A 21,911-nucleotide genomic window follows, 5' to 3' on the forward strand; every position below is an offset into this window, starting at 1 on the left:
TACGTCTATCACCATTTTTTGCATTAACCTTTGCTCCTTTTGCGATTAGAATGTCTACTACATCTTTATGGCCCTCTCTGGCTGCAAGATGTAAAGGAGTACATCCATCATCATCTTTTGCATTAACGTTTACTCCTTTATTTAATAGGTTTTTCACCTCCTCCTCATTATTATGTTTAACAGCTGAATGCAAAGCTTTGATGTTCTCTTGTGCCTTTAATAGAGCTTCTTTTACCGCTTTATGGCCTTTTTGAGAAGCAAATGTTAAAGGAGTCCATTTATAATGGTCTTTCGCATTAACATCTGCTCCTTTTTCAATTAGAGTTTCTACTATATCTTTGCGGCCATTTGCAGCAGCAAGATGTAAAGAAGTCCACCCATCACTATTTTTTGCATCAACGTTGATTCCTTCTGCTTTTGATAGAACTTGTACTATCTCTTTGTGGCCATTTGTAATAGCAAGATGTAAAGGAGCCCATCCATCACCATTTTTTGCATCAACAATTGCTCCTTTTCCAGTTAGAATGGTTACTACATCTTCGTGGCCATAGTGAGCAGCAATATGTAAAGGAGTAATTTTATTATCATGTTCTGCATTAATATCTGCTCCGTTTTCAATCAGAGCTTTTGCTACATTTGCACAGTTCCAATAAGAAGCAAGATGTAACAATTTGACTTCCTTAGAATTTTGACCACGAGATATAGTAAATATGTAATTTATGCCAGATCCACTATCATTGTCAGGTTTACTCTTTTCCCACTCTTGACATAAATCTGGATCTTCTTCTTGTAACTTAGCTTTTATTTTTTCAACTATATTGTCCTTGCTCAAATCTGAAAGGTCATTTATTTTTTTTAATATTTCCATAAATTTATCATATTCCATAACTTCCTCACTTAAAATACATAACTTAGTTGTTATATCTTTTAACATAGAAGTCAAGAACCTAAATATTCGTTATTATCTTTCCTTAAAGAGTCATTTTAGTTATATTACAGACTATGAAAAACCTCAACTTTAGGAAGGAAATCAAGTTTTTTTCTCTGTCATTTATAATTTTATTTGTTCTATGGACTGTATTGTCTGGTTATTTTGAGCCGTTTTTTATTTTTTGTGGAGTGTTTTCCTGTATATTCACATCGTTTATCTTTAGAAGGTTGATAAACGCTGAAAGAGCTCTTAGCCAGATTTTAAATAGTACGAGTAGACTGTCGTTTTATAAGTTAGTAAGTTATATACCATGGTTAATGTACCAAATCATTTTATCAAGTGTTTATGTAACAAAAAAGGTGCTACAACTCAAATCTAAGCTTGAACCGATTATTATCCTAAGAAAATGCAAAGGGCATAATGACGAAAGCATTGCGTTATTTGCCAATTCAGTCACAATCACTCCCGGAACTTTAACTATCAATGTTGAAAGTAAGCAGAAAACATATTTCTCTACCATGTATTTGATAGATAAAGATCTTGAAAGCGGCATTTCTGAAATAGAAAATAAAATCTTAAAAATACTACGTTCAGTTAAGTAATTGCTTTAAATAAGTTAACAGCATCCTTATATTCCCTTACAAGACTTTCAAGCATTTCTTTTGGAAGGCTATTGTTAACAATAGAACATAAATAATTATACAAATCTTCTAACCTTAATATGTTATTTCTCTTCTTGCTGTTGAATTTATACGGAAAAATACCTTCCATAACTTCAATAGTAGTAGCCTTGTTTAAAAATACATTTTCACTTGTCACGCTTATTCTTGCTAAAACAGTGTTAATTTCAGGTTCGTCACTCGTATAAAAATCTGATAGCTGAGTTATTCTAATAACGTACAAAGTTACTATTTTTGACAAGCAATTATCAGCATATTCACAATTTTTTATTACCTCCCACTGAGTAACCTGAGATTTACCTATTTTTGCATTGTTCGGTAATTTACTCATTGAACTTTCTCCATTTAATCCAGTGTAATAAATTATACTAATACTTTGTTAAATAAATAATAACGCGATTACAAAAATATATACTTATAGTAGTATATTATACAAAAATAGCACAATATCTAAGCATTAAAGCTAGTTTTAGCTGGGTACATGGGGCTATTCGTTATTTTGTGTTGTCCAGTGAGGTTCAAAATTAGAGGTCCACTTATATAAAGAGTTTAGTCTGCCTTCTTTGCTATAAAATAAGTTTTCCTTTTGAGCTGTTTTGTTAGTATTAACTAAATTCTAAACTAACTGTGCTATAATGAAAAAGATAAAACTCGGAATACTAATTTCAGGTAGGGGGTCGAATATGCAGGCCTTAATAGAAGCATGTCAAGATCAGAATTTTTCCGCAGAAGTTGCATGTGTTATCACAAATAATAGCGAAGCTGCTGGTCTGAAAATAGCAGAGCAAGCAGGAATCTCAGCGTTTATTGTTAAAGATAAACCGCTTGATGCTGGTAAAATTCACGAAATACTTGTTCAACATAAGGTTGATTTAATTTGCCTTGCAGGGTTTATGAGAATTCTCAAAGCTGATTTTCTGAGTAAATGGCATAACAAGGTGATAAATATTCATCCCTCTTTACTTCCGTCTTTTAAAGGCCTAAACGCTCAAGAGCAAGCTCTAAAAGCAGGTGTAAAAATTACAGGTTGTACTGTACATTATGTCACTCCTGAAGTTGATGCTGGAGCCATAATTGCTCAAGTTGTTGTACCAGTGTTACCAGCTGATGATATTCAAAGCCTCTCAGAACGCATTCTAGCTGAGGAGCATAAGTGTTATGTAGAAGCAGTAAGGTCAATAGCAGAAGATATATGACTGTAATAATTATTGACCTTGAGCGTTTTTTCCAACTTCAACAAAAAATAAATTTTCAGGTTCCAGTAAAGAACTTGCCAGTTCGTTTACTTCCTCTAATTTAACATCATTAATGATATTCGCATAATTATTTATACGGTTAACATCACGATCATTTATCTGCATATTATCTAGCAGCGTTGCTGTATTTGTGTTATTGGACAGGAAAAGGACAAGATTATTTACCAAGCCAATTTTTGCATCCTTGAACAATTGTTCGTCAATTCCTTGCTTTTTTATTCTGCTAAATGTATCTTTTACTGCTGATATAGCTTTGCCAGCAGTAGAACTATCAGTACTTATAAATCCAGATATAATATTTCCATGTTTATTGGAAATAATACTTGCATAAACACCATAAGTAATACCCAAGTTTTGCCTCAGTTCTGTCATTAATATTGAATTCAGCCTCATGCCACCAAGTGCATCAATTAAGACACCAGCGTTATAATAATTAGGATCTTCATAAGCTATACCTTTTTGAGCAAAAAGTATCACACTCTGTGGTATATCCATAAAAATATTCTTACTTTCTGCAGAACCAAAATTATTTTTTACAGGTATTTTTCTAACTTTTGATCTTTTTGACGGCAATTTAGATAAATATTTATCTAATAGCGTAATAATTTCTTCTTTTTTTGCACAACCAGCAACACTGATAACTATGTTATCTTTAGCAAAATTACGCTTTATGTATGTTAAAACATCGTCTCTAGTAATGCTCATTATAGTATCAAGAGTACCATACACACTTTTTGAGTAAGGATGTTTTTTAAACAATAACGTATCTAATTCTTTTCCAGCAACAAAATAAGGATTTTTTTCAAGATTATTAAAATCAACTTTGGCTTTCTCGAAAACTCTATTCAACCCTTCAGGGTCAACTTTAGGACGCATTATAGTATCGCTCAGTAATGAAATTGCTTCCTCTAGATTGTCAGACAAAGTATTTAATGAAACCCTAAATGCTTCTAAATCAGCAATAAAATTTAAACTAATCCCTTTATCTTCAAGCTTTTTCGCAAAATCTTTGGCATCATTTTTTCCTGCCCCTTCTTGGATTACAAGAGAAGTAAACCAAGCAAGCCCCTGTTTTTCCTTATTCTCATACACATAACCTGCATCCTTGAACGATATATTTAGTGAAACTTTTGGCAAATCATGATTTTCTACAAATAAAAACTTAAATCCTTTACGGGTAGTGACCTCCTCTATATTTAGGTTACCACTTGCTTGTAAATTAAAGCCTAGACAGAAAAAAAATAGAAATATAATTTTACTTATTCTCATTATTATCTCCTTTTGGTAATAAACGACCAATTAACTTATTAGCAGAAAAAATAGCACGGATTTTATTATTTACATCCTCTAGATTGACATCATTAATCTTGCTATATGAAATATCTATTTCATCAAGTGGAATACCAAGTGCAAGGTGTGGCACATAGAACATCGCTATATGAGTTAAGTCAGATAGATTATCAAACTGTGCTGCCTTATACCTATATTTTGAGCTTTGTAATTCCTCGCTCGTCACCCCTTTAGATACGAAGCCATTAATAGCATTATCTAACTCTCTTTCAACAATATCTAAATTAGCGCCACTTTTTGGAATTATCATAATATCAATGTAGCCATCACTAAAAGCTAGGCTATTATAATAAGCAAACACTGATACTGCCACATCTTTATCTAAAACCAAATCTTTATACAGTTTGCTGGATTTGCCGCCACCTAAAATGTCAACCGCTAAATGAGCAGCAGAGGCTTCATTTATGTGATCAAATAAGGGAACACGATAACGAAAATATAAAACTGATTCTTTTACTTCAGTGCTCTCTAAGGTCACCGATAGACCTGCATTATGCACTGGATCCTGATTTGGGTAATTTCTCATTACAGGCTTAGCTTTAATTTCGCCATATTTTTCTTCTGCTAATTTCACTACTTCATCAAGTTCCACATCACCCACAATCAGTAATATTGCATTACCAGGGTGATAATAACTATCGTGAAACCTCACTATGTCATCCTGATTGTAAGTTTTGATATCGCTCTCCCAGCCAATAACAGATCTACCATAGCCATTACGGTAAAATGCACTATCCATTTCTTCCCACAACAAGTTATGAGGTTGGTTATCAAATCTCATTTTTCTTTCTTCCAGTACAATGTTTTTTTCTCTATCTATTTTGTCTTGAGTAACATTAAAGTTTCCCATTCTATCTGCTTCAACTTCCATTGCCAGTGGTAAATCTTTTTTGGGGACCAACTCATAATAACAGGTATATTCTTTAGTGGTAAACGCGTTAAATTGAGCCCCAATGCTACTCATAGTGGCTTCTATATCTGTGAACTTTCCTGTAGTTTCAAACATTAAATGTTCAAAGTAGTGAGCCAATCCTGCTTTGCCGATTGGATCATCCATTCCCCCAACTTTGTATATTACTGCATGTAAAACGGCTGGAATCCGATGATTAGAAACAACATAAACATCTAGTCCGTTACTGAGTTTAGTATATTTTATGTTGTGCTCTATGTTTAAAGCATTCGAAGAAATTGGGTAAGTAAAAAAAAGTACAGGTAGTATAAGAAAACTAAAAAACTTATGAAGCATTATTTCGACCTAATATAAAAACAATTATTTTATTCCTCATTTTGTTTAGAAATAAGCATATCGTATATATACCACTTATATAACAATGTAAACATTCCACAAACTATAGATAAATCTGCTAAATTAAAGGCTGGCCAATACCAATCATCAATATGAAAATATATGAAATCATATACAGCTCCCCAATAGATCCTATCAACTACGTTTCCGATTGCTCCACCAATCATCAGAGAAAAACCAAGGTAAGTTGACTGATCGTCAGACTTGTATATCAAATATGCAAGTATACCAATTATTAGTATTGAAAATGCTGAAAAAAAGAAACCGCCATGTGGTAAAGCGCTACACATTCCAAAACTAATACCTGAATTCCAAACTTCAACTAGTTTTATAAAACTAGCGATCTCAATTGATTCTCCTTCATCAATCAATGAGTTTATGTACAATTTGCTCGTTTGGTCAATCAATACTATAATTAATATAACAACTAAGCATAACTTTTTCATAAATTTGCCTTTAACCTATAAACTTTAAGTATATCATAATTTATCTGTTTTGTTAACTCCTCAATACTATGGAATTTTTTTTCTGACCTTATGAATTTTAAAAGTTGTATATTGACTTTATGACTATATACGTCTTCATCAAAATCGAATATGTGCATTTCTATTATAGGCTTTTTCAGATCCTTAAAAGTAGGTCTCATACCAATATTGACTACTCCATATAACCAATTTGGATTACTATCAGGAAAAGTCACTCTAGCGTAATATGTGCCAAACTTAGGTTTTATCATGCAATCTTCTATAGGAATATTTATGGTTGGAAATCCTATTTCTCTACCTCTACATGCACCTTTTGTCACAACACCAGAAACTTGATAAGGCCTGCCGAGCAATTTATTAGCAATTTCTATTTCGCCCCTTTGTACATACTCCCTTATTGAAGAAGAGCAAATTTTGCCGTCAATTGTTAATGGCTCTAATTTAGTCAAAGAGTATCCATATATTTCAGAATATTTCTCTAGAGTTAATATATTACCCAATCGTTTATGACCAAAAGTGCAATTTTCTCCGACAATTATGTGTTTAGCGCCATATTTATCTATTAAAATCTCACTGATAAAGTCATCGCAGCTAACCTCAGAAAAACCTCTATTAAAATTAATAATATATAAGTAATCTATACCATAGCTGCTGATTAGTTCCTTTTTTTGTTCTTGGTCTATTAACCTAAAATTGTTTCTACCAAATAAAACAGTTGATGGGTGAGGCTCAAAAGTCAAAACTGCAGAGGGTAATCCTCTTTCTTGTGCTACCTTCTTTAGAGTAGAAATTGCAAACTCGTGTCCTAAATGAATGCCATCGAAATTTCCGAAGGTTAGTGCTATATTATTTTCTATTCCTTGCTCACAATTATAAATAATTTTCATACAATTTGATGTTTTTACATGTTTCTTATATATAATAACTATATTTTAGTAAGCTACGGAGATAAATTGTGAAAAATGTTGTGATATATGTAAAGAAGGGCTGTCCATACTGCATAAGGGCAAAGGATTTACTAGATAAAAAAGGTGTGAAGTATGAAGAAATTGATGTGCTCAAAAACTCAGATCTATTTAACAACATAAAATCAAAGTATAACGTTAGAACAGTTCCACAGATTTTTATCAACGATAAGCACATTGGGGGGTGTGACAAATTGATGGATCTTGAAAAAGAAGGAAAGTTGGATGATATGCTAAATAATAATGACAATCACACTGATGTCACAACCTACACAAACAGCAATGATGAATGTGGAGAGTGTGTTATACCACATGATGATTTTATGTAACTTTTTATCTTGTTTTGTCGTGTAATACGTAAATGAAAACTAGTATGCTCACTTTAAACAATTCTTAATGAATTAAAAATACAATTCATTCAGTGAGTTTTTTTAGTGGGAAAAAATGACAAAAAATATTTCAATTATTAGCAGAAACTTAATTAGTATCGAATTAGTTAACAAACAAGATTTAGAGAATTTCATCAAAATTTTCACAGTGCTTGATAAACATATAGCAGCTAAAACACTTTTTACAGAAGAAGTGAGAATAGAGTATAAACAACACAACGGCAAAGAAGTTGTTGAATTGCTAAAAGATACAGGCTTTACATATCATGATATTGAAAATGTATTGAATCACCTGAGTAAACACGGAATGGAAGTGCCAAGCAGCATCATAGCATATACCCTTTTTTCTGCATGCAATCACGCACTTGAATCTAAGGATGTAGCATTTTCCTTTTCTGAAGGATTTCCACAATTTAATATCAGAGTAAATAAGAATACCTTTATAATAACTCCTATGAGTGAAGAGAATTTGGAATTGAATTCACAAAATAGCAGAACGCTTATAGAGTCATTAAAGAGCGAAAAAAGTATTTATGATTGTATAGTAGAAGAAAATACCATTAAAGTTATAGTGCATTCTGAAATGCATCAAGCTATAAATTTGATTATAAAATCACTGATGAAGTCTCGCCTTTTAGCAAAAGAGGAAGAAGAAAAATTCAAAGAGAAATTGAGACAACTTGCTTTTAAGGATCAAGCTTTTGTTGAGTATTCTAGCATCAGAACCATCAATAGGTATCCACATAATCATCCTCTGAGGAAGCATGAAAGTGTTACTAAGGATATAGAAAATATTTTATGTGATTTCATAACAAATGAGAACAGCGAGTTTGCTATAGAGCGATTAAATAGGCTGAGCTCAGCAGTTTCTCCGGATACTCCAAGAATCATCACTAAAACTATAGATAAACTTGTTAAGTTTCACTAAGGTATACGAGAGCCAATAGATTTCTTGTATTACCTTTTGTCATCCAAGTAGCCTTGGCTACTTGGTTCTTTTTTTGGGTTCCAGCTATGTACATAGCTGTATGAACATTGTAGCCGTTATTCAAGTAGCCCGCAGAAGCGAAAAACTTACTTGACAAACTCCGCCAACTCCCTTATCATGAAACTGAAGCTATTTATTTATCTTCTCTGTACAGATTAAATGACAAAAAAACTCACGTATCTGGCGTCTCATGTTTAATTTTTTGCACTATGTGCACCTTATGTCTTTATAAAACTTCTAGGTTTTTACCTAATATAAGCTAAAATGCGCTTATAAAGCATTTAAAACATAAAAAAACGCCAACTTAAAAAATGGATAGTGAATAACTAGCTACCCTAGGGTTTCTTTTGCCTTTTTTTCTGTTTAGTAAATTTCTTAATGTTTATAATTTAGATTAGTTGCGGCTTAAAAGCAACTGAATCGCGGTTATTAAACGTTTAGAATAAAAAAACGCCATACTTGAAAGTATAATGTAAGTAATTAGCCAACCACGGGGCTTCTTTTGCCTTTTTTTTCGTTTGGCAAATTTTTTAACATTTATAGCTAAACGACAACCGTCATCCCGCTACTTGTTAGCGGGATCTAGAGATACCGCGAATGAATCGCGGTATGACGGTTCGTGGCGGTATGACGGTTCGCGGTGGCATGACGATAAGCTCGTCATCCCGCTACTTGTGAGCGGCTGAGATACCGTGGCGGTATGACGGTTCGCGGTGGCATGACGTAGAATTTTATACTCACCAACTCAGTATTCCAACCTGGATTGTATCTTATCGGTAAAAAAGAAGAGCTATTTTAGGAAGTTTTTATAGGACTAAAACCAAAGAAAACTTGCATATAAGTTTATCAAGATGTAAAATTGAAGTTATTTTAAAAGAATAGGTTAATTATGAATCTTGTAACAAAATCTGCTATCGATTTTACTGCTTCAGCTGTTCTCTCTGGCGGAGAAATTGTTGATGATTTCTGTCTGAGTAAGCGCATAAAAAATAAGTATGCTGTCCTTTTTTTCTATCCACTTGATTTTACCTTTGTCTGTCCAACTGAGTTGATATCATTTAGTAATAAAATAGAGGATTTTTCAAAACGTGGTGTTGAAGTGATAGGAATAAGTGTAGATTCAAAATTTTCACATTATAAATGGCGAAACACTCCAGTCAATGATGGTGGTATTGGAGAAGTTAGCTACACTTTAGTGTCTGATATCAAAAAGTCTATATCAAGAGACTATGGGGTCTTATATGATGACTCAATTGCGCTGAGAGCAACTTTTGTTATTGATGATAAATTTATTGTACGTCATCAATCAATAAATGATTTGCCTTTAGGGCGTAATATCGATGAGTTCGTTAGAATCGTTGATGCAATTAAACATAATGAGGAGCATGGTGAAGTATGTCCAGCAGGGTGGAAGAAAGGTAAGCCAGCAATGCAGGCAAGCGATGAAGGAGTAGCTGATTATCTAAACTCATACAGTGAAGAATTATAAATTTAGTACAAAAGTTCTTATTATTGGATCTGGGGCAGCGGGTTATGCTGCCGCTATATATGCAGCACGTGCAAACTTAGAGCCAATTGTAGTAACGGGAATGCAGCCTGGTGGTCAGCTTACAATTACTACAGATGTTGAAAACTATCCTGGTTTTGTTTCAATACAGGGTCCAGAACTAATGGAGCAAATGAGGTTGCATGCAGAAAAGGTTGGAGCAAAAATAATAGATGATGAGATAAAAAGCGTTGAACAACTTGAGGACTTTAATGAGTATAGATTTAGATCTTCTGGTAATATCAATGACTACTATTCAGATGCAATTATCATTGCATCTGGTGCGCAAGCGAAGTGGCTTGGTTTAGAAAGTGAAAAGAAATTTCAGGGTTATGGGGTTTCAGCTTGTGCGACTTGCGATGGTGCATTTTTTAGGAATAAAGTTGTAGCTGTGATTGGTGGTGGAAACACTGCTGTTGAAGAAGCAATATTTTTAACTCGATTTGCCAAAGAAGTGATATTAATACACAGGCGTGATAAATTAAGAGCGGAAAAAGTAATGCAAGATAGGCTCTTTAAAAATGATAAAATAAAAGTAATGTGGAACCATACCGTAGAGCAGATTCTTGGAGAAGAAAATCCAAAAAGGGTTGCTGGTATTGCGATTAAATCAGCAGAAACCCAAGAATTAAAAGTGGATGGAGTGTTCATTGCAATCGGGCATGCACCAAATACGGGTATTTTTAAAGGCTTTGTTGAAATGGATCAGCAGGGTTATATAATTACAAAACCTGAAACAACTTTAACTAGTAGGGCAGGAGTGTTTGCTGCAGGTGATGTTCAAGATAAGGTATATCGTCAAGCAGTAGTTGCAGCAGGAACAGGGTGCATGGCTGCACTTGATGCAGAGAAGTTTTTAGAGTCGTAGTTAATTCTAGGATTTTGAATAAATTGCTTGCAATTTTCCTTTTTTTTACATAATTATATTAGTAAATCATTAAAAAGAGGAATTTAGTATGCTTTATGGAAACGGTGTAACATATCATGAAGCTTATGGAGGTGGTGATAACACGGCATCGCAAGCTCGAAATCCGACAACTTCAAGACAGCTAAGTGAATCAACAAAACAGCTATTTAAGGCTATTAATGATGGAAACCTAGAAGATTTTAAAGAAGCTCTGGCAGAGGGTGCGGATGTTAATGCGTTTGATAAAGAAGGCATGACACCTTTGATGTCTATTGCTAGAGCCTGTGATGTCACTTATGGTAGACAACCCACATTAGAAAAAATGGCTAAATTGCTTATACAAAACAGAAGTATCAATATTAATGCTCAGAGTAAGCAACCTGTTTATGAGGAAAGGCAAAAGAGAGATCGACATGGGCGTCTAGTATATTTATTTTGTGGTCAAGAAGTGGCAGAAGTGCGACCAGGTTATTATATATATTGTAATGATGGTCGATCTGTAGATAACGTGGATGATCCAGGTGAACGTAGATATTTCAATTCCTACTATGACGGTGTAAAGGAGAAGATAAGAACATCCGAGATACAAAAAAATACTGCCTTACATATTGCTTGCCAAGTTGGAGCTAAAGATATAGTAAAAATATTGCTCACACACCCAGATATAGAAACTGATATCAGAAATTATGAATATAAAAGCTCTGTGGATTGTATTGCAAGAGGATTTGAGGACACAATAAAACTAGAATTAGAAAGAGCACGAAAAGGAAGAGAATTATTAGATGCTCTTTCTAGCGGAAACATTCACCAAGCGAAAAAGACTATTAAATCAAGAGCTTAACCCTAATTGCTGGAAAAGAACCTACAATGAAGAAATAGAAACACCGCTTAGCTTAATTATCGAATCGTGTTTACGAGGAATAATAGGAGATAACGAAGAAGTATTGACTAAACTTTTAAAACATAAAGACCTAGATTTTAGTCAAATAAAGCCAATACAAGATATAGAGAAAAATCCATGGGTGAAGCAAATAATTGAACAAGCTATTACAGAGCGATTAACCGATACTATTAATAGAAAAGATTTAGATGATGTAAAAAAATTAGTAGAAGATAATTGCTTTATGAATTATGCAATTATTATTGCTGCATGGAGAAATGTTAATAATCCAATCGAGTCTATTGTAAATTATCTAAATGAAAAATTTCCTGCAAATACATTACAACCTTTGGCAAGTACGAATGATATACCGGTAGGTTCTGAGCAAGTTATACAAGAACTTAAAGGTGAACTTGAAAGAACGAAAGCTCAACTCACAGAAACAGAGCAAGAGCTAGCGAATAAAACTAGCAAAATTTCACAATTAAAAAGAGATTTGAAACAAGTAAGGGAAGAAAGAGATCACTGCCATTAAGTTAAGGAAAAAGTGTTAGAATGTATTATAAAATCGGGTAAGATCGCTGAATTAAAAGAAATAATGATATGAGTAAAAAAAAGAATAATTAAATTTATAAAAGATAAATTGATGAGTTTAAACTTTATTAACGCCCACAAAGCATCTCCAAAAGATTTCTCACGAAAAAGAAAGCTGCCTTTCATTGATGTATTTATTCTAATTTTCAGAAAGAGTGTAAAATCATTACAAGTAATGCTTAATGAGTTTGTCCTGCATACAAAAAAGGATCACACAATCACAGCAAGTGCATTTACTCAAGCAAGAAAAAAGCTAAAGCACACTGCATTTTCAGAGCTAAATGATAGCATAATTTCCCTATACTACCAAGATCAAGGATTTAAAACCCACCATGGTTTCAGAGTACTTGCATTTGATGCTTCTACACTGATTCTACCAAAAAATGATGAGTTAATAAATGAATTTGGCTCAAGACCAATAAGAAATTATACCGAAAAAGAGCTTGGAGATTACACAAGTACAACCTTTGAAGTATGTTACGATGTATTAAACAATATCGCAATAAAATCAGTACTTGGCAGAGGCGGTAGCTATGAAGTTGCTTTAGCTATTGATATGCTTGATAGTGTAAAATCCAACGATTTGCTGATTTGTGATAGAGGGTATGTTTCTTATAGGTTTTTTGCTGAGCTTATACAAAGAGGTATTAATTACATAATTCGCTGTCCATACTCATCATTTAATGAAATAAATGCTATGTTTAAGCCAGGAAGTCCTTCTGACATGATAGTAGTGTCAACTGCATCTGTCAAAATAGCGAGACAGCTAAGAAAGCTAGGATTACCTGATAAAATAAAGTTTCGATTAGTCAAAATAGTTCTTCATTCTGGTGAGATTGAAGTGTTAGCTACATCGTTATTAGACGAACAGCAGTTTAAAGCTGAAGAATTTGGGGAATTATACTACTTACGTTGGGGAGTAGAAACATTTTTTTCCAAACTCAAAGGAAGATTAGGCTTAGAAAATTTTACAGGTAAAAGTGTTGAAACTATTAAGCAGGATTTTTGGTCAACTATTTTTATTAGCAACTTAGAAAGTATTACAACAGAAGATGTAGAAGAGACATTGAACGCAGGCCTAGCCAATGGCAAGTCTGAGAAAAGCATTAATAAATCTGTCTCATTTAATGCAATAAAAAACTTGGCTTTCGATATTTTTTCTACAGAGTCAGACACAGACTGCATTATGGATCGATTATCAAAGTTATTTTTGATGAACACTCTAGTGGTGAGAAAAGGAAGAAAAGTTGACCGTAATAAAGTAACGAATACTCGTTCACTGAACTACCAAAAAAGAGCTAGGAAGCATGTATTTTGACCAAAGACAGTACTCATATCTTCTGATAATAACTGGGCAATTTATTGTCATATCTTCTGTAAAATGACTCCTAAATCAACTACTTCTTAAGTAATTTACATTTTAGAGTTTATCTACTTTTAAGTTTATTCTATTTTGTTTCAGCATTTATCATAACTTCTCGATTATTTCAAATCTTCTGGTTCGTTTTTTACCATTCCTTCCTTAACTTAATGGCAGTGCTCACTACTCTGCCATATTTCCTCGAGTTTAACCTCATTAACATTACCAAAATTTCCTAATGTCTTACGGAGTTCATCTGGAGCACAGCAAGGACTAAACTTTCCTTCATTGTTTATCCATGCTTCTTTACCTAAAAATGGGCATTGACCACCTGGAGCCAAATCCTTAATACCTTCTTGAGAAAGGATTGTGAAATTTTCTAATTTTATCTTTTTACCATTTGGTAATAGCATATTATCTCTAAGCTCATATAACCTTCTCACCTCTGTATTCCATCTACTAATTGCTAACTCATCTCTTCTCATAGATAGATCCTTAATTTCCTCAAAATGTGCCCAAAGATGATGTCCTTTGACTCTATCTATGCCGTTCTTTATGGCCATCTTAACTATGTCATAGAGTTCATGTAAATTACTTTCCAAAAATGTTAATTGTAAAGTAACGGTACACCTTTCACCTGTATCGCTAAAGTATTTATCTCTCACTTCAAGGAAAGTTTTTAAATTTTCTGTCACTACTTCCCATTTTGAACCTTTCATGATTCTTTCATGAGTTTCTTTAGTTGCCCCATTCCAGGAAATCTTAACATCAGATAAAATTGGTACCAATAGTTCAGCCCATTTTCTAGCTCCTTTAATAGGAAAAGAACCATTAGTTGTTAGGTTAAGCTTCAAACCAAACTCATGGCACAAATTGATTATTTCATCAAAGCTTTTGTACATTAAAGGCTCACCCATAGTAGAAGGAATGATTTCCTTTAAAGGTGTGCCAGCTGCTTCCTTAATTACTTTTCTGATAGTTTCTATCGACAATATCTTAGGTTTTATTCCTTTAGCTTTCTTTTCTTCTTTAACTTTGCTGTATGGTGAAAAACATTCGCACATTATACAAGCAAAATTGCAGTAATCTGGATTAGTATCAAAAGTAATTCTCCAAGGACCGGGTTTCACAGCTACTGATTTGCCTTTCTTTTCAATAGCATTACGGTAAATCTTGTTAAGTTTCTCAGTATGCTCACTTATAGAAGGTATATTTCCATTTTCAGTATAAGGATAGCCTTTTTGGGTAAGTTTATTGTATAACTCCTGATTTGTAGATAGGACTTGCATTTTTTCTGACAAACTACTTGCATCTCTGTGCTTAAATAATAGTCCATCTCTTACATATTCTGCCATGCCACCATAATCGGCTGTTATAACTGGTATTCTAAGTTGCTGTGCTTCATGTATTACTAACGGTGAATTTTCACCCCAAATTGAAGGAACGACTATTGCGTCAACTTTATTAAATACGTCAGTAACTATATTCTTATTATCATAACTTCCCATCCACTCTATTCTTTCTTTAACAACAGGTGAAAACTGATCGGCAATCGCTTTTAAAGCTTTAGTTTCTTCTCTTGCTGCTCCCCAAATTCTAAGTTTTGCTTTAGATGATAAGTGAGAAAAAGCTTTCAATAATAGATCAACACCTTTTTCGGGAGTATGAGTACCAATATAACCGAAAATAAACTCTTTTTCTTGTGCTCTATTTCTATTCTTAAGACGATTGAGATCAAAACCATAATCAAGATAAGAAATTTTGTTTATCGGAACATTAAAATCCTGAGTAAATTTGTCCATCAAGAATTTCGATGGGGAAATAAAGTAATCTATATAGTCTATTATTTTCCTTGTGTGCTTCATTCTAGTTGCAACCCATTGTTCCCAATAATTTATGTCTAAATTCAGGAATTCTTCATCTCCTGTAAAATATCCTTTGTAACATTGGGTTGCACATTTTTGATCCTTTTGTCCATCACAAAGCCGTAACAAATCTTCAGAATTGCGTTGAATAAACCTTCCTCTTGGACACATTAACCAAAAGTCATGTAGCGTAAAAATTGTAGGTATATTTTCTTTAAAAGCAATTTCTGGTAAAGTAATTGATAGATGATTAAGATGACCAAAATGTATAAGATCTGGCTGAAAGTTATCTATTACTCTTTTAAATTGTATATCTACTTCTTCATTGATAAATTTGTAACGATATTTAGCTATGGGTATATTAATTAAATGCAGTAAGATTCGAGAATCACTACGATCTAGGACTGTAGTGTAATAAAAATCAGGTAAAAAGCTATTTTCATACCTAGTAAATACTTGTACCTCATTGTTATTTGCTAGTTCATGAGCAAGAGTTTGGCTATAAACCTCTGAACCAGCACTATAATAAGGAGGGTAACCATGAATAACTTTTAATATTTTCATATATTACCATATCTATATTGTTAGGATATTCTTGTGTATTGTTTTGTAGACTTTTTATAAATTTACTTAATCCTACTTCTAATGAATGTTTTGGAGACCAACCAAGTAGCTCTTTAGCTCTAGTAAAATCACCATAGAACTTAGTTACGTCAAAATTTCTTGGAGGATAAAAATCAATTCTAGAATCACTTTTCGTGACTTTTAATATTGTTTTTGCTAAGTTTTCTAAAGTACATGGGCTATTAGTAGTAAGATGAATAGCAGGAAGAGAAGATTTTTCGCTTTGTAAATATTTAACAGTTAAGCATATACCCTCTATAACATCATCCAAATAGGTAAAATCAAAAACACATTCTTTACCTTCTATTTTAATTGGATCACCTCTTAATGCATTAATACAGAGTGCAGGAATTACTCTACTGTTATGATCTAGTAAACCACCGTATACATTTGAAAAGCGTAATATTGCTACATTAAAATCTTTTGAACTTGTTATTTGTTCCTCAATAAATGCTTTACCTTTGGCATAATTATTTATTGGATCGATACTAGCAGATTCTGTAACTGGCAGTTCCTTCTGCTCTCCATAGACTTCCCTACTACTTGCATATATAAACCATGGTTTATTTGGAAGTGACTTACATAACCCTAAAAACCGCATTGTACCATCAACATTAATTTTTTGACACAGTGTAGGATAAAGTTCACCATGTATAACTCGAGAAATTGCAGCCAGATGAATAATTCCTGTACACTTAGCAAGTAGTGGTACTATATCTTCTGAAAAAAAACTGAGTGGATTGTTGCAAAACCTAATATCGCAGCTTATTACTTCATGGCCTTGGTTTTCTAACTTTTTCACCAAGGTCGACCCTATCAAACCTGCAGCACCTGTTATTAATATCCCCATGTATACCCTCTACTACAACTAGGAAAATTTGTCGTACCAATTATCTTACAAGTAAGAATCAAAAGGTATTATAAAACCAGTATAAAACAAATGTCAACTTAAATTAATGAATAAAAAAATTTAGTTATGAAAGAAGAATTGGCTGCCTTCTTTCTTGAAAATAGTGTTCGGCTTTAATCAAATCCTCTTTATTATTTACTCCCATTGCTTCTTTTTCATCAGAAACTACATAACCTACACTCAAGTTATTGTTTGCTGCAATGGGTACTATATCATTAAGACAATATTCATTGGTCGAATTATTAAATTTTATTTCTTTTACTAAGGTAAAAAGATCTTTAGCATATGAAACTATTATTCCAGAGTTTGCAAGAAGCATTTTATCGCCATTTTTTAGGATTTTTTGAACATTTCCGTAATTATCAATTACTAACCTTCCATATTGTTCATCTTGACTATTGAATCCAAGAAGAACTAAATTATTATACTTTAGACAATCAGTCATCTTCATAACTGTATCACTAGATATAAATGGAGTGTCCCCATACTGTATTAAAACCATATCTTGATCAGATAACTTCTCCAGATTTTCTAGGGCAATTTTAACTGCAGTGCCAGTACCTGTAATATCTTCTTGAACTATTAGTTTTATATTGTATTGATCGATTATACTTTTTAGGGTATCAAACCTTTGTAAATCTTTTAGAAGAGACTCATTAACAACAATTGATAAGCTTTTTAGACTCAGCGATTTTGCATTAGAAATTATATGCTCTAAAAGAGTAAGATTTCCCACTTGGTGCAACGCTTTTGAATATTCAGAATTCATTCTACTGCTCTTTCCTGCTGCTAATATTATCAAAATGTTACTCATACATAACTCAGGAATTAATTAGGTAGTAAGTTAATTTATAATTAATAAGATGTAAAGTCCACTTTGATTTTCTAGAGGAAGATAACTAACATCGAACAGACAAAATTCGTTAAATTAGCATCTGTAGTAATTCTTAGCAGTTCTTAAGTAAAATTTTAGAAAGAGACGCACCATAGTTATAATTGAGTGTGTGCTACTTTCAAGTATGGTTTTTATTGATGAAACCTCTTAGACCACTCTGTTTGAAATAAGGTAACTACTGCTTAATTCACCAAAAAGCCTGTAATTAAGTTCTAAAGCGAGTGTGTCCAACCCAATCGATTGTATCTCTTTAGCGTCTGTAATGCCCTTTAAAATTTGAATAAAATGTACTTATACTAATTCTATTAGTATAAAATAAACTTGCACATGATTTTATCGTCATTTTTATTCATTGTAAAGAAAATTTTGTATGAAGGTTTTTTAGAAAACTCACTTGCCCCTCTTAAATGCTCTCAACATCCTGAAAATTTGAATAAAAGTAATTGCTATTTTCAGAAACTTTTTGAAAAATTACCACAAAATATCTAAATCTTTAATAGGCAAGACCGCACCATTTGCTTGTAGATAGTAATGTGTTGGCTTTATTAACTTGTGCTCTACTTTATCTCCTACTGAAACTTTAAATTCCATATCCTGCACACAAAGAAATCCATATTTAGAATTGGTCCCATATCCTGCAGCATTACGAAAGAATTTAATCTGTCCAAGAGTTGCAAGATTATTTATTCTTTCTCTAATATTGCGCTCACTGCCAAGACCCTCTTCTCCTTCAAAACGCTTTGCAAATTGTCCAGCAGTATAAATATTACCTTGATATGCGCTACTGCGAATTAAACTCAAGATAACCTCATGTTTTCTCATCCGTTCTAAATCCAACTTTTTACTATATTGATCTCTGATTATTGGTTCTGAATTTAAAACTGAATTGTCATGTACAAATGCCCCATTTTTCCAGTAAAGTGTCATTTGCCCGTTATTGCACTGCGAATAGTTAGATTTTTTGCGCGATAAAATTCTCTCATCAGGAGAAGCATTAGCTTTATCTGGTCTAGTCAAATACCAACGAGACCTTACTGTATTATTCCATGCTGTTGAACCGCCTGTGCCAGTTTTACGTATTATTCCCGCATCAGAAGGGTGGGCAAGTAATAAAACAGCTCCTTTTATTGCTTGAGCTATTCGACCACAACAACCTTGAATAAATTGTCTCACATGAGAACGGTCGTTTTCATTTCCTCCAAATAGGTCTGCTGCTGTATCTAATATCACAAGCTTCGGCTGAAACGATTCAATATCCTCAAGTAACTCTTGAAAGTACGTAGTTAATTGACCAGTATCTTTGTTATTAAAAACCATAAGTTGATTATTGTGCCCTGCTCGTGACCATAAGCCAACATTATCCTGAAAATCAGAAGATTCCATACCTGATTGATAAAATTCATTTATTGCGCATTGCCGACGCCAAAGTTCTTCTTCATCATCTTCACAGAACACACCATATGTCTTTATTTTTTCCAGATCTATTCCAAGCCAAGGTTTACCAAAAGCAGCGGCTGTCATTAATTGTTGAGCAAGGAGAGATTTTCCAACACCACCATCACCATAAAGAGCTGTAACACTTCCTACAGGGAGCCAATCCTTAATAACCCACTTTCTTTCTGGAGGGATATTGGTCCAAACTGTAGTATCAATTCTTTTTGACTTTCTTGAAGAATAAGGGCTTTTGTTGTTAAGGATAAATTCTTCAACGTTCATTCCTTCTAGCACACTATCTGCAGCATCCCAAGATTTTGGCTTATCTTGAGGAATCTTGAGAATAGAAAGTGATGCAACTCCAAAACCAGAAAGCTTTTTTGCGGCTTCTTGAGCATAATCTTTTCCAGGATCATCGTTATCTGGCCATATAATAATGTGTTTACCTTTAAGTGGAGTCCAATCAGTTTTCTCAATAGGTGCTTTTGCTCCAAACATTGCTGTTGTTGCAGTGATCCCTTGTTCTATGAGTAGCTCAGCACATTTTTCCCCTTCTACCAATATCACTCTATCAGATTTAGTGATGCCTGGAATGTTATACAGAGGCCTGATCTCAGGTGCAGTAAAGGTAGATTTTTTAGCATCAAATGGTTGATAACTTTTTCCTGAAGCAGTATCATAACGATATTTGCTGGCAATCAACTGATTATCCCGATCGAGATAGTCCCATTGAGTTATTCTCTTTTGCTCTTTAGTAGGTCGCTTGTTACATCCTATCCATTCACTTATCGAAGAAATTACTTCAACAAATTCTATTTTAGCGTTTTTCCCATGTGCAGCTGCCCAAAGATCAATAATGTCACCACCGTCCCCAGTTGCAAAATCAATCCATAATCCGACCTTGCCATACGCTAATTCAACTTTGAGGCTTTTGCCCTTATTACCTTGTACATCACCTATCTGAAATTTGTCACCATGAAAAGTTCCTCTTGGAAATAAATAAGAAAGGCATGATCTGATGTTTAATAATAGTTGTCTTTTTATTTCTTCTACATCAAATTGCTCTAATGGTTCTAAATGTGAGACAGCGTTGTTAAAATCATAATTTAAAGTATTTTTTTCTTTGACATCAGTTAAAAAATCTTGTACCATAGGTTGAAGCTCCTTTTAAAGTTAAGTGTTTGAAAGGTTTTTGAGCAAGGCTGTATTGGTTGCGGTCTTGTTCTCTTATCATGAAGTAAAAAATGCAGTAGGTGGTTCTCTTGGCAAAGCTTGAAAAATATATTAATAAGTGAAGGAAGTCAGTTCAGGTTTATAGTAAAGGTAAGATTGAAGGCTCTTAGGGTTTTCTTTCTTTTAAGACAAAATACTCTACTATAATTCTATAATATTTTCCTCACTATGTCAACTTCCTATTAAATAATCATAATGCTTCTATTTTGTCACATTGATATATTACATATTTATAGTATGTAATATATATTATATATAAGGAAATTTGCCATTTAACATTTTGGTTAAACCTCCACATATACGCAGCTTTGGAGCCGATTGGCAATTTTGCCAAATGAAATTTTATTTGCCATTTGAAATTCTCTTAAGATATTGATTTTCTTGTATTTCTCTTTGTAAGTTCATCTGGTTATTTGGTAGGTTTGCCAAATAATTTGCATTTTGAAGCTTACTTTAATAAATAAATATACTTATATGGTAGAAAATTTATAACAGTTGCTTACTGCATAAACTAAGTTCACTTATTAACATAACTCAAGAGATGCTTATATTTCTGTACCATTTACTATAGTATACCGGATCCCTTATCGATCTTTCCGGAAGTGAGGGAAATTTTTCCAAAACACTTTTACTCCTTATTATAAAAACATCTAACTTTAAACTTACACTGTTCCCTTACTATATATATTCACCAAAATTCTAAAAACTGTTCACTTTTTTAAAAAATTTTGCACAACTCCGCTTTCTATTAGCTTTCATACCCCACTAAATGGACTCTTTGTACTAGAAATGCAGTCCGAAATATGAATTGCTCTAAAATTTTTTTCATTACGATTTTTCTATTAAACTTTAATAGAGCTTAACACATTTACAATATACTCAGGGGAGAGTCTATAAGAAGTAGCCACAAGAATGTGGTATTAGTAAAATTATTCATAATAATTATTTGTGAATTAAGTGCTTTAGATTCGAGATTACATAGATTTTTGGCAGTTTAAGCCATTTTAGATTGGAAAATGAAATCTCCTAAAAGGAAAAAACCAGCTATATTAAAGGGTTAAGGGTAATTTAAGTTTGAAATTCAAAAAAACTTCTTAATTGCTTTAAAAGCTAGGATTATAGAGGGTTTTTGAGTGTAGCCCAGTTTCAGGTAAAACCTTATATATTATATATATAATAAATAATAATATATAATAATAGAACATATAGGATATGTACCTTTCATAATACCTACCTAAATATTATTAACGTGCTTAAATATTTAATTTTTAAATAACAAGTTAAGCAAAAAGACATGAACTGTAATAAGTTTT

At 33.0% G+C, this 21,911-nt stretch carries 19 protein-coding genes; 9 read left to right on the forward strand and 10 right to left on the reverse strand.

Annotated features, from left to right (window positions below; translation table 11 throughout):
* Window positions 1-934 (reverse strand): ankyrin repeat domain-containing protein (locus DEF52_RS06410; protein ID WP_237357312.1); only part of this gene is annotated, 934 nt, incomplete at its 3' end.
* 68 nt (window positions 935-1,002) lie between these two features.
* Here DEF52_RS06410 and DEF52_RS00945 point away from each other — a divergent pair.
* Entirely contained in the window at window positions 1,003-1,533 is a 531-nt protein-coding gene (locus DEF52_RS00945; RefSeq protein WP_006280659.1) for a Na+/H+ antiporter subunit E, read from the forward strand.
* On the opposite strand, the gene DEF52_RS00950 is transcribed toward DEF52_RS00945, so the two are convergent.
* Window positions 1,526-1,942 (reverse strand): hypothetical protein, encoded by a 417-nt coding sequence (locus tag DEF52_RS00950; RefSeq protein ID WP_006279382.1) that lies wholly within the window; start codon window positions 1,940-1,942, stop codon window positions 1,526-1,528. The two genes, DEF52_RS00945 and DEF52_RS00950, sit on opposite strands and share 8 nt — an antisense overlap.
* A gap of 304 nt (window positions 1,943-2,246) precedes the next feature.
* Between DEF52_RS00950 and purN the strand changes: the two genes are divergently transcribed.
* Window positions 2,247-2,807 carry a phosphoribosylglycinamide formyltransferase gene (purN, locus tag DEF52_RS00955; protein ID WP_010082490.1) on the forward strand — a complete coding sequence of 187 codons (561 nt, stop codon included), beginning with the start codon at window positions 2,247-2,249 and terminating at the stop codon, window positions 2,805-2,807.
* 9 nt (window positions 2,808-2,816) lie between these two features.
* Here purN and DEF52_RS00960 read toward each other — a convergent pair whose 3' ends face one another.
* Genes DEF52_RS00960 through ribF form a run of 4 tightly spaced genes read right to left on the reverse strand, consistent with a single transcriptional unit; the run spans window position 2,817 to window position 6,895 of the window.
* Window positions 2,817-4,136 (reverse strand): M16 family metallopeptidase, encoded by a 1,320-nt coding sequence (locus DEF52_RS00960; protein ID WP_151807601.1) that lies wholly within the window; start codon window positions 4,134-4,136, stop codon window positions 2,817-2,819.
* On the reverse strand, window positions 4,123-5,463 hold the full coding sequence (locus DEF52_RS00965; RefSeq protein ID WP_151807602.1) for a M16 family metallopeptidase: 1,341 nt from the start codon (window positions 5,461-5,463) through the stop codon (window positions 4,123-4,125). Before DEF52_RS00965 ends, DEF52_RS00960 begins: the two co-directional genes overlap by 14 nt.
* Window positions 5,464-5,492: 29 nt before the next feature.
* A complete protein-coding gene (gene lspA / locus DEF52_RS00970) occupies window positions 5,493-5,969 on the reverse strand; it encodes a signal peptidase II (protein ID WP_006279329.1) in 477 nt (158 codons plus the stop codon).
* Window positions 5,966-6,895, reverse strand: a complete 930-nt coding sequence (gene ribF / locus DEF52_RS00975) for a riboflavin biosynthesis protein RibF (RefSeq protein ID WP_151807603.1) — start codon at window positions 6,893-6,895, stop codon at window positions 5,966-5,968. Before ribF ends, lspA begins: the two co-directional genes overlap by 4 nt.
* 68 nt (window positions 6,896-6,963) lie before the next feature.
* Here ribF and grxC point away from each other — a divergent pair, with 68 nt between their 5' ends.
* From grxC to DEF52_RS01005, 7 genes are all read left to right on the forward strand, one after another.
* Window positions 6,964-7,302: a glutaredoxin 3 gene (grxC, locus tag DEF52_RS00980; protein WP_151807604.1), complete on the forward strand. Its 339-nt coding sequence runs from the start codon at window positions 6,964-6,966 to the stop codon at window positions 7,300-7,302.
* A 115-nt stretch (window positions 7,303-7,417) separates the two neighbouring features.
* Window positions 7,418-8,290 carry a hypothetical protein gene (locus tag DEF52_RS00985; RefSeq protein WP_151807605.1) on the forward strand — a complete coding sequence of 291 codons (873 nt, stop codon included), beginning with the start codon at window positions 7,418-7,420 and terminating at the stop codon, window positions 8,288-8,290.
* Between the two features lie 949 nt (window positions 8,291-9,239).
* Window positions 9,240-9,839, forward strand: coding sequence for a peroxiredoxin (locus DEF52_RS00990; RefSeq protein ID WP_096617719.1), 600 nt, complete (start codon window positions 9,240-9,242; stop codon window positions 9,837-9,839).
* Complete coding sequence (gene trxB, locus DEF52_RS00995; protein WP_151807606.1) at window positions 9,826-10,764, forward strand: thioredoxin-disulfide reductase; 939 nt, start codon at window positions 9,826-9,828, stop codon at window positions 10,762-10,764. Before DEF52_RS00990 ends, trxB begins: the two co-directional genes overlap by 14 nt.
* An 88-nt stretch (window positions 10,765-10,852) precedes the next feature.
* The gene (locus tag DEF52_RS06415; protein ID WP_237357313.1) at window positions 10,853-11,644 is read left to right on the forward strand and encodes an ankyrin repeat domain-containing protein; all 792 of its coding nucleotides are present in this window, start codon (window positions 10,853-10,855) and stop codon (window positions 11,642-11,644) included.
* Window positions 11,586-12,218 carry a hypothetical protein gene (locus DEF52_RS06355; protein WP_166806538.1) on the forward strand — a complete coding sequence of 211 codons (633 nt, stop codon included), beginning with the start codon at window positions 11,586-11,588 and terminating at the stop codon, window positions 12,216-12,218. The genes DEF52_RS06415 and DEF52_RS06355 overlap by 59 nt, the downstream gene beginning before the upstream one ends.
* A gap of 111 nt (window positions 12,219-12,329) precedes the next feature.
* Window positions 12,330-13,595 (forward strand): IS4 family transposase, encoded by a 1,266-nt coding sequence (locus DEF52_RS01005; protein WP_151807607.1) that lies wholly within the window; start codon window positions 12,330-12,332, stop codon window positions 13,593-13,595.
* Window positions 13,596-13,804: 209 nt separating this feature from the next.
* Here DEF52_RS01005 and DEF52_RS01010 read toward each other — a convergent pair whose 3' ends face one another.
* From DEF52_RS01010 to DEF52_RS01025, 4 genes are all read right to left on the reverse strand, one after another.
* The gene (locus tag DEF52_RS01010) at window positions 13,805-16,066 is read right to left on the reverse strand and encodes a glycosyltransferase (protein WP_237357314.1); all 2,262 of its coding nucleotides are present in this window, start codon (window positions 16,064-16,066) and stop codon (window positions 13,805-13,807) included.
* Window positions 16,023-16,976, reverse strand: coding sequence for an NAD-dependent epimerase/dehydratase family protein (locus DEF52_RS01015; RefSeq protein ID WP_151807608.1), 954 nt, complete (start codon window positions 16,974-16,976; stop codon window positions 16,023-16,025). The genes DEF52_RS01010 and DEF52_RS01015 overlap by 44 nt, the downstream gene beginning before the upstream one ends.
* Before the next feature lie 124 nt (window positions 16,977-17,100).
* Complete coding sequence (locus DEF52_RS01020; RefSeq protein WP_151807609.1) at window positions 17,101-17,850, reverse strand: NTP transferase domain-containing protein; 750 nt, start codon at window positions 17,848-17,850, stop codon at window positions 17,101-17,103.
* Window positions 17,851-18,402: 552 nt separating this feature from the next.
* Window positions 18,403-20,517 carry an AAA family ATPase gene (locus tag DEF52_RS01025; protein WP_151807610.1) on the reverse strand — a complete coding sequence of 705 codons (2,115 nt, stop codon included), beginning with the start codon at window positions 20,515-20,517 and terminating at the stop codon, window positions 18,403-18,405.
* Window positions 20,518-21,911 lie beyond the last annotated feature (1,394 nt).

Source organism: Wolbachia endosymbiont of Nasonia oneida (assembly GCF_009012935.1).
Lineage (GTDB): Bacteria > Pseudomonadota > Alphaproteobacteria > Rickettsiales > Anaplasmataceae > Wolbachia > Wolbachia pipientis.